The sequence below is a fragment of the Limnohabitans sp. genome (genome assembly GCF_044361645.1).
Taxonomy (GTDB): Bacteria; Pseudomonadota; Gammaproteobacteria; order Burkholderiales; family Burkholderiaceae_C; genus Limnohabitans_A.
The window spans coordinates 1-7,432 of the sequence record NZ_JBIKIL010000156.1 but is presented as its reverse complement, the minus strand read 5'-3'; the positions used below and the strand labels follow the sequence as shown (position 1 = coordinate 7,432).

Here is a 7,432-nt window from a genome sequence, read left to right as displayed (position 1 = left end):
GGGCTCGGTGACCTTGGTAGGCGGCAGCCGACGCGAGATCAACCTCTATTTGCAACCTGCTGCCATGGAGTCGCTGGGCATCAGCGCCGAGCAGGTGGTGACCGCCGTGCGCAACGAAAACCAAGATTTACCAGTGGGCGCCATCCGCTCATTGGAACAAGAACGTGTGGTGCAAATAGCTTCGCGCATGAAGCGACCCGAGGATTTTGGCAGCATCATCGTGGCCCGAAAAAACGGCACCCCCATACGTTTGTCGCAAGTGGCCACTGTGCAAGATGGGGCGCAAGAGCTTGAAAATCTGGCGCTTTACAACGGGCAACGCACCCTATTAATGTCGGTCCAGAAGTCACAAGACGAAAACACCATTCAAGTCGTGGATGGTCTGGTCAAAACCGTGGCCGAATTGAAAAAACAACTGCCCGAAGGCCTGCGACTCGAACCCATCACAGACAATTCGCGCGCCATCCGGGTGTCGGTGAACAACGTACGCGACACCCTGATAGAGGGGGCCTTCCTGACGGTGTTGATCGTCTTTTTGTTCCTCAACTCTTGGCGCTCCACCGTCATCACGGGCTTGACCTTGCCGATCTCTTTGATCGGCACCTTCATGTTCATGCAGCTGTTTGGCTTCACCATCAACATGATCACGCTGATGGCGCTGAGCCTTTGCGTGGGCCTGCTGATTGACGACGCGATTGTGGTGCGCGAGAACATCGTGCGCCATGTGCAAATGGGCAAAAATCCGTTCAAAGCCTCGCTCGACGGCACGCAAGAAATCGGCTTGGCCGTGCTGGCCACCACCTTGTCGATCGTGGCGGTGTTTTTGCCCATCGGCTTCATGGAAGGCATCATCGGCAAGTTCTTTCACGAGTTCGGCATCACCATCGTGGCAGCCGTCATGATCTCGATGTTTGTCAGCTTCACCCTCGACCCCATGTTGTCGAGCATTTGGCATGACCCGGCCATCGATGCACACGGCAAAAACCAAGCGCCCCGCAACCTGTATGACAAAACGCTGGGGCGATTGACCGGCTGGTTTGACCGGGGCACAGAGCATTTGGCGACCTTTTACCAATCACTGCTGCGGTGGGCCTTGGCCCACAAAAAATCCACTGTGTGGCTGGCCTTGCTGATTTTTGTGGCCAGCTTGTTCATGATGCGCTCACTGGGCACCGAGTTTGTGCCCAAAGCCGACTTCTCTGAAACCTCACTCAAGTTTGAAACCCCGGTGGGCACTTCGCTCGAAGCCACTGAGGCCAAGACGCGCCAAGTCGAAGCCATTTTGCGCGACTTCCCCGAGGTGCGCTACACCGTCAGCACCATCAACACCGCCAATGCGCAGGGCAAAAACAACGTCAACTTGTACATCCGACTGGTGGACCGCAAGGACCGTGATCGCAACGCGGATGAAATGTCGGCGGTGCTGCGCGTGCGCTTGCAAGGGGTGCCGGGCATCGCGGTCACCCATGCCGGTTTGCTCGACGCGGTAGGCGGCAACAAACAGATCGAATTTTCTTTACAAGGTCCTGACCAAAAAGAGCTGGAACGTTTGGCCTTGCGGGCACTGGACAAGGTCAGAGACATCCCCGGCCTGGTGGATCTGGACTCCAGCGTCAAGCCCAACAAGCCGGAGATCAACATCCAAATCAAGCGTGACGCGGCCTCCGACTTGGGCTTGGGCACGGCGCAACTGGCCGGGCCACTGCGAACCTTGATCGCAGGCCAAACAGTGGGCAACTGGCGGGCAGCCGATGACCAGACTTACGACGTGAATGTGCGCCTCTCCCCCGAGGCCCGCAACAGCCCCCAAGACCTCGAGCGCCTGCCCTTTGTGGTCGGCACCGCCAGCGATGGGAGCCCACGCATCGTGCGCTTAGGTCAAGTGGCCGAGATCAGCGAGACCACGGGCTCCAACCAAATCAACCGGCGCGACATGATGCGCGAAGTGGCCATCAACGCCAACGTGTTTGGACGCTCGGCTGGCGAAGTGTCCACCGACATCCGCGCCGCCATGGACAGCCTGAGCCTGCCCCCCGGATACCGCTACACCTTTGGCGGCTCGACCAAAAACATGGCCGAGTCTTTTGGCTACGCCTTGTCGGCTTTGTTCATGGCGGTGATCTTCATCTACATGATTTTGGCCAGCCAATTCAAGAGCTTTTTCCAACCATTGGCCCTCATGACATCGCTGCCCTTGACCTTGATCGGCGTGGCCATGGCGCTCATGCTGTTTGGCTCGACGCTGTCGATGTTTTCCATCATTGGCGTGATCATGCTCATGGGCTTGGCGACCAAAAATGCCATCTTGCTGGTGGACTTTGCCATTCGCGCCCGGCAAGACCAACACGACGAACACGGCACGCTGGTGCCCGGGCTGCCCCGGCACGAGGCCTTGTTGATGGCCGCCAAGGTGCGGCTGCGCCCGATTTTGATGACCACCTTGGCCATGATTTTTGGCATGGTGCCGCTGGCTTTTGCGCTGACAGAAGGCGCTGAGCAACGCGCCCCCATGGGCCAAGCGGTCATTGGCGGGGTCATCACCTCGTCCTTGCTCACCTTGGTGGTGGTGCCGGTGGTGTATTGCTACATGGACGACTTGGCGCAATGGCTGCGCACCAAAGCTGGCCTTGGGCCCGCCCGTCAGGGACATGACACACCCGCCGCTTAAAATCACCCGCTGAATGAACAAGACCCCTGCAGGAGTGGAAAAATGGACCTGAACCAAGCCCGATTCAACATGATTGAGCAGCAAATTCGCCCCTGGGAAGTGCTCGACGCCCAGGTTTTGGCGCTGCTGTCCAGCGTGCACCGAGAAGACTTCGCCCCTTTGGCGCACAAAGCGCTGGCCTTTGTGGACATGGAAATCCCCCTCGGCAAAGGTGCCTGCCAAGTGATGCTCGCCCCTCGCGTGCAAGCGCGCTTGCTGCAAGACCTGGCTGTGCAAAAAACCGACAAAGTGCTGGACGTGGGCACCGGCACGGGTTTCATGGCCGCTTTGCTGGCGCACCAAGCGGCCAGCGTGCTGAGCCTTGAAATCGACCCGGCATTGGCCGCCCAAGCGCAAACCAACTTGCAGCGTGCAGGTGTGCACAACGCCAGCGTGCGCGTGGCCGATGGCTCCCAAGGCGCGCCAGCCGATGGGCCTTTTGACGCGATTGTGCTCAACGGCTCGGTGGCAGAAGTGCCTCAGGCTTTGCTGCAGCAACTCAGCGTGGGAGGCCGCTTGGTGGCCATAGTGGGCCAAGAGCCCATGATGCGCACCACCGTGATCACCCGCACCAGCGACAGCCAGTGGACCACCACGGAGCCTTGGGACTGCAATGCCCCACGCCTGAGCGGATTTGCTGAGCATTCTCGTTTTCAATTTTGAAAGCTTTTGCCATGGACCAAATCACCCCCGCGCAACTGACCCATTGGGCCCAGGCCCAAGCGCAGCGCCCTGTTTTGCTCGATGTGCGCGAAGCCTGGGAATTGCAAACCGCCAGCGCCCAAATCGAGGCCATGGACTGCGTGCACATGCCCATGCAAACCATCCCGGCGCGCCTTGACGAGTTGGACAAATCTCGGCCCATCGCCTGCTTGTGCCACCACGGTAGCCGCAGCATGCAAGTGGCCGCTTTTTTAGAAAAACACGGCTTCGAAGTGGCCAATGTGAGCGGCGGCATCCATGCTTGGTCTGTCCAAGTAGACCCCACCATCCCGGTTTACTGAGCCGTCTGAACTGTCCGAATTCTGAAAGACCCCACCCCATGAAACTGCGTATCTTGCCCCTGACCCTTGCCTTGGCGGCTGTTTTCACTGGTGTGGCTCAAGCCCAAAGTCTGGTGCAGCTCTACGAAGCCGCCAAGGGCCACGATGCCAATTTCAAGGCGGCACAAGCCTTGTACCAAGCCAACCTGGCCAAGGCCGAACAAGCCAAAGCTTTGCTCAGGCCCACAGTGGGTCTGGGCCTGTCGGCCAACGAAGTCGACTTCGACAGCCAAACCCCAATCAGTCCCGATTCGCGCTACGGCACGCGCAGCATGAACCTGAGCGCCAACCACCCCCTGTTTCGGCGCGTCAACCAAGCTGGCTACGAACAAGGCCTCAAGCAAGCAGACTTGGCACTGGCCCAGCTCACCGCCACAGAACAAGACCTGATGGTGCGCGGCAGCCAAGCTTACTTTGACGTGCTGGTGGCCGAAGAAAGTTTGAAGTTCGTCAAAGCCCAAAAAAATGCGGTGTCAGAGCAACTGGCCGCAGCCAAACGCAACTTTGAAGTGGGCACCTCCACCATCACCGACACCCGCGAAGCCCAAGCCCGCTTTGACTTGGTGACCGCCCAAGAGATCGCAGCCGTGAACGATTTGCGCATCAAAAAAATGGCGCTTGACGAATCGGTCGGCCTGCTCAACGCCCAACCCCTGGCCGTGCAATCGGTCATCGGGCTGTATGCGCAAGACGCTGGAGATGCCGAGAGCTGGGTCAAAACCGCCCTGGCGCAAAGCCCCGCTATCGCGCAAGCGCGCATCGGCTTGGAGTTGGCCTTGCTCGAAACAGACAAAGCCAACGCGGGCCACATGCCCACCTTGGACCTGACCGCCAACTACGCCAGCAACCGCTTCAACTCAAACGGTGCCCCCTCCAACTCGCGGGTCAACAACAACACCGCCAGCATAGGCCTGGTCTTCAATATGTCCTTGTACGCGGGCAACGCCACGCAAAACCGCATCAAAGAAACCGTGGCCCTGCAAGACAAGGCCCGCTTCGAATTGGAAGCTGCCCAGCGCTCGGTGTCGCAAGCCACCCGCACCGCGTTTTACGGCGTTCAGTCGGGCCTGGGCCAAGTCAAAGCACTGGAGGCGGCCGAAGCCTCTAGCCAAAGCGCCTTGGACGCCAACAAACTGGGCTACCAAGTGGGCGTGCGCATCAACATCGATGTGCTCAACAGCCAAAGCCAGTTGTTCCAAACCAAGCGCGACCTGGCCAAGGCCCGGCACGATGTGCTGCTGGGGTTTTTGCGGTTACGCCAAGCGGCCGGGGTGCTCAAGGCCAGTGACCTCGAGCAGTTGGGTGCCATGTTCCAACAATAAGCCCTTCAGCAGCACCCTTGTTTGCAAGCCCCATGGCCACATTGGCCTTGTTCACGTACGCCTGGGTGTCCAGGCTGCTGCTGCTGCCGATGCTGGCCTGGTTGTGGTGGCGAGGCCGACGCGAGACCGCTTACCGCCACGCTTGGTCTGAGCGTTTGGGGGTCATGCAAGCCCAACCCGGCCCCATGGGGGGCATTTGGTTGCACGCCGCATCTGTTGGCGAAATCCAAGCTCTGCTGCCACTGATCGATCAACTGTTGCTGAAATGGCCCGCCCATTCGCTGCTGATCAGCACCCAAACACCCGCTGGCCAACAGGCCTTGCGTGCCCGCTGGGGTGAGCAACTGTGCGTGGTCTATGCGCCGCTGGACACCCCCGGCTCGGTACGGCGCTGGCTTGACCGGTGGCAACCCCGCTTGCTGGTGCTGATCGAGCGCGAACTTTGGCCCAACACCTTGGCCGAATGCCGCGCCCGCGCCCTGCCAGTGATTGTGGTCAATGCCCGGCTCTCTGAGCGCTCGGCTGCACAGTACCGCAAGTGGCCCGCCCTCATGAGGCCCATCTGGTCACAACTGGCCATGGTGGTGGCCGCTGACCCGGGCAGCGCCCAGCGCTTTGCGGCTTTGGGTGTCAGGGCCGAGCGCTTGACCGTGGCTGGCAATTTGAAATTTGATACGCACACCCCCACGGCTGCCCCCCTGCCCCACTGGCCCCATCGGCAAGGCATTGTGCTGGGCAGCAGCCACGCGCAAGATGAAGACATGCTGCTCGCCCTGTGGCCCGAGGTGTTTGCCCAGCACCCCGATTGGCTCTTGGTTTTGGTGCCAAGACACCGCCAACGCTTTGAAGCCGTAGCCCAGCGCTTGCGCAACATGGCTTTGCCATTCGAGCGCAGCAGCGAAGGCCTGTCGGGCCATGCCAACACCCAAATTGTTCTGGTCGATGAAATGGGACAACTCTCGCGCTGGTACAACTGGGCACAAGTCGCCTGCATCGGCGGAACTTGGGCACCGCTGGGCGGCCACAACCCTCTGGAAGCCTTGGCCTTGGGCAAGCCCGTGGTGCACGGACCGCACACCCACAATGCCGCATCGCTGTTTGCAGCGCTCGGGCAAGCTGGTTTGGGCGTGTGCGCCAACACCCCCCACGACATTTGGCAAGCCCTGGGGCAGTGGCTGGGCTCCCAGCAAGCCTTGCAGCTTGCGCAACACCAATCGCAAACTTGGATGGCTCAACATCAAGGCGCCAGCGTCCGCAGCTGCGCGGCCATGGCCTCATTCATGGGCCTGGCCACGACGCCAAACGACGCCGCCGTCTACAGCCATCGCGCAAGGCACACCCGCACCAATTGCACCATCTGGAGCCTACAGCCCGAGGGCCTGGCACCCGAATGGTTTGAAACGGCAAGGCACACACAGCCGACAGCAGCTGCCCCAGGCAGCGGCCGAGGTCAAGCCCTGCTGACCGAGCTGCACGGCACGCGTGTGGTGCTGCGGCATTACCACCGAGGCGGCCTGCTTGCGCACCTGCTGGGCGACTGGTTTTGGGGTCGGCAAGTGCATGCGGGGCGCGCCATGCGCGAATTTGTCTTGCTGCGCCACCTGCGCTCGCTGGGCTTGCCCGTGCCACAACCGATGGCGGCCCGCCACCAGCAGCAAGCTTGGGGCTACCGCTGCGACATCGCCGTGGGCTGGATTGCCGACAGCCACAACCTGGTCGAGTGCCTCAGCACCCGATCCGTCTCTCATTCAGAATGGCAAGCGCTGGGCCATGCGATTGGGCGCTTGCACAACGCACAGGTGTTTCACGCCGACCTGAATGCCCACAACCTCTTGCTCGACGCCCAAGGCCAAGCCTGGGTGGTCGACTTTGACAAATGCCGACTGCGCAGCGGCGACACTTGGAAAGCCGCCAACTTGGCGCGTTTGCGCCGGTCTTTGCACAAAGAGCGCCGGCACAGCGCACATTTGGCATGGACCGAGGCCAATTGGTCAGCCCTCTTGTTGGGCTACCACGCTGCAAGCTCTGCGGCCCATTGAAAATCAGGCCATCTGCGGCAGTTGACCGTGTGTCAAAACGCTGCAAGCTACACCGGGGAGCTAGACCGGGGGGGCAAAGGGCCTGTCGAAGTCAGCCCATGCGTCGAGCAAACAAGCGTCGGCTGGCGGTTCAAACGCAGGCCTTGGAGGCAACACGCCGGCCAAGGCAATTGTCGTCAAACAGGCTGGTGGCGATTGAACCTATTTCCGGCAGTTGACGTTGCATAAACCGGCCGCAAGCTAGACTGGTAGCCAGTTTCAACGGATTTACAGAGGTCACCAAATGGGTGAAGCCAAAAGACGCCAACTCGCTGTCCAAAC

6 protein-coding genes are annotated in these 7,432 nt (G+C 60.4%); 5 read left to right on the top strand and 1 reads right to left on the bottom strand.

The window, feature by feature from the left end:
• The 5 genes from ACIQ39_RS17640 to ACIQ39_RS17620 all read left to right on the top strand — a co-directional run.
• Positions 1-2,668 (top strand): efflux RND transporter permease subunit (locus tag ACIQ39_RS17640; RefSeq protein WP_396435894.1); only part of this gene is annotated, 2,668 nt, incomplete at its 5' end.
• A gap of 42 nt (positions 2,669-2,710) precedes the next feature.
• On the top strand, positions 2,711-3,370 hold the full coding sequence (locus ACIQ39_RS17635) for a protein-L-isoaspartate O-methyltransferase (protein ID WP_396435893.1): 660 nt from the start codon (positions 2,711-2,713) through the stop codon (positions 3,368-3,370).
• Positions 3,371-3,381: 11 nt separating this feature from the next.
• The gene (locus ACIQ39_RS17630) at positions 3,382-3,711 is read left to right on the top strand and encodes a rhodanese-like domain-containing protein (RefSeq protein ID WP_396435892.1); all 330 of its coding nucleotides are present in this window, start codon (positions 3,382-3,384) and stop codon (positions 3,709-3,711) included.
• A gap of 38 nt (positions 3,712-3,749) precedes the next feature.
• On the top strand, positions 3,750-5,072 hold the full coding sequence (locus tag ACIQ39_RS17625; RefSeq protein WP_396435891.1) for a TolC family outer membrane protein: 1,323 nt from the start codon (positions 3,750-3,752) through the stop codon (positions 5,070-5,072).
• Positions 5,073-5,104: 32 nt separating this feature from the next.
• Positions 5,105-7,111, top strand: a complete 2,007-nt coding sequence (locus ACIQ39_RS17620) for a 3-deoxy-D-manno-octulosonic acid kinase (protein ID WP_396435890.1) — start codon at positions 5,105-5,107, stop codon at positions 7,109-7,111.
• Between the two features lie 130 nt (positions 7,112-7,241).
• On the opposite strand, the gene ACIQ39_RS17615 is transcribed toward ACIQ39_RS17620, so the two are convergent.
• Positions 7,242-7,432 (bottom strand): hypothetical protein (locus tag ACIQ39_RS17615; RefSeq protein ID WP_396435889.1); only part of this gene is annotated, 191 nt, incomplete at its 5' end.

What these genes read in the sequence shown, in the direction of transcription:
- ACIQ39_RS17635 (WP_396435893.1), top strand. Translation starts at nt 2,711, where the DNA reads ATGGACCTGAACCAAGCCCGATTCAACATGATTGAGCAGCAAATTCGC.
- ACIQ39_RS17630 (WP_396435892.1), top strand. Translation starts at nt 3,382, where the DNA reads ATGGACCAAATCACCCCCGCGCAACTGACCCATTGGGCCCAGGCCCAA.
- ACIQ39_RS17625 (WP_396435891.1), top strand. Translation starts at nt 3,750, where the DNA reads ATGAAACTGCGTATCTTGCCCCTGACCCTTGCCTTGGCGGCTGTTTTC.
- ACIQ39_RS17620 (WP_396435890.1), top strand. Translation starts at nt 5,105, where the DNA reads ATGGCCACATTGGCCTTGTTCACGTACGCCTGGGTGTCCAGGCTGCTG.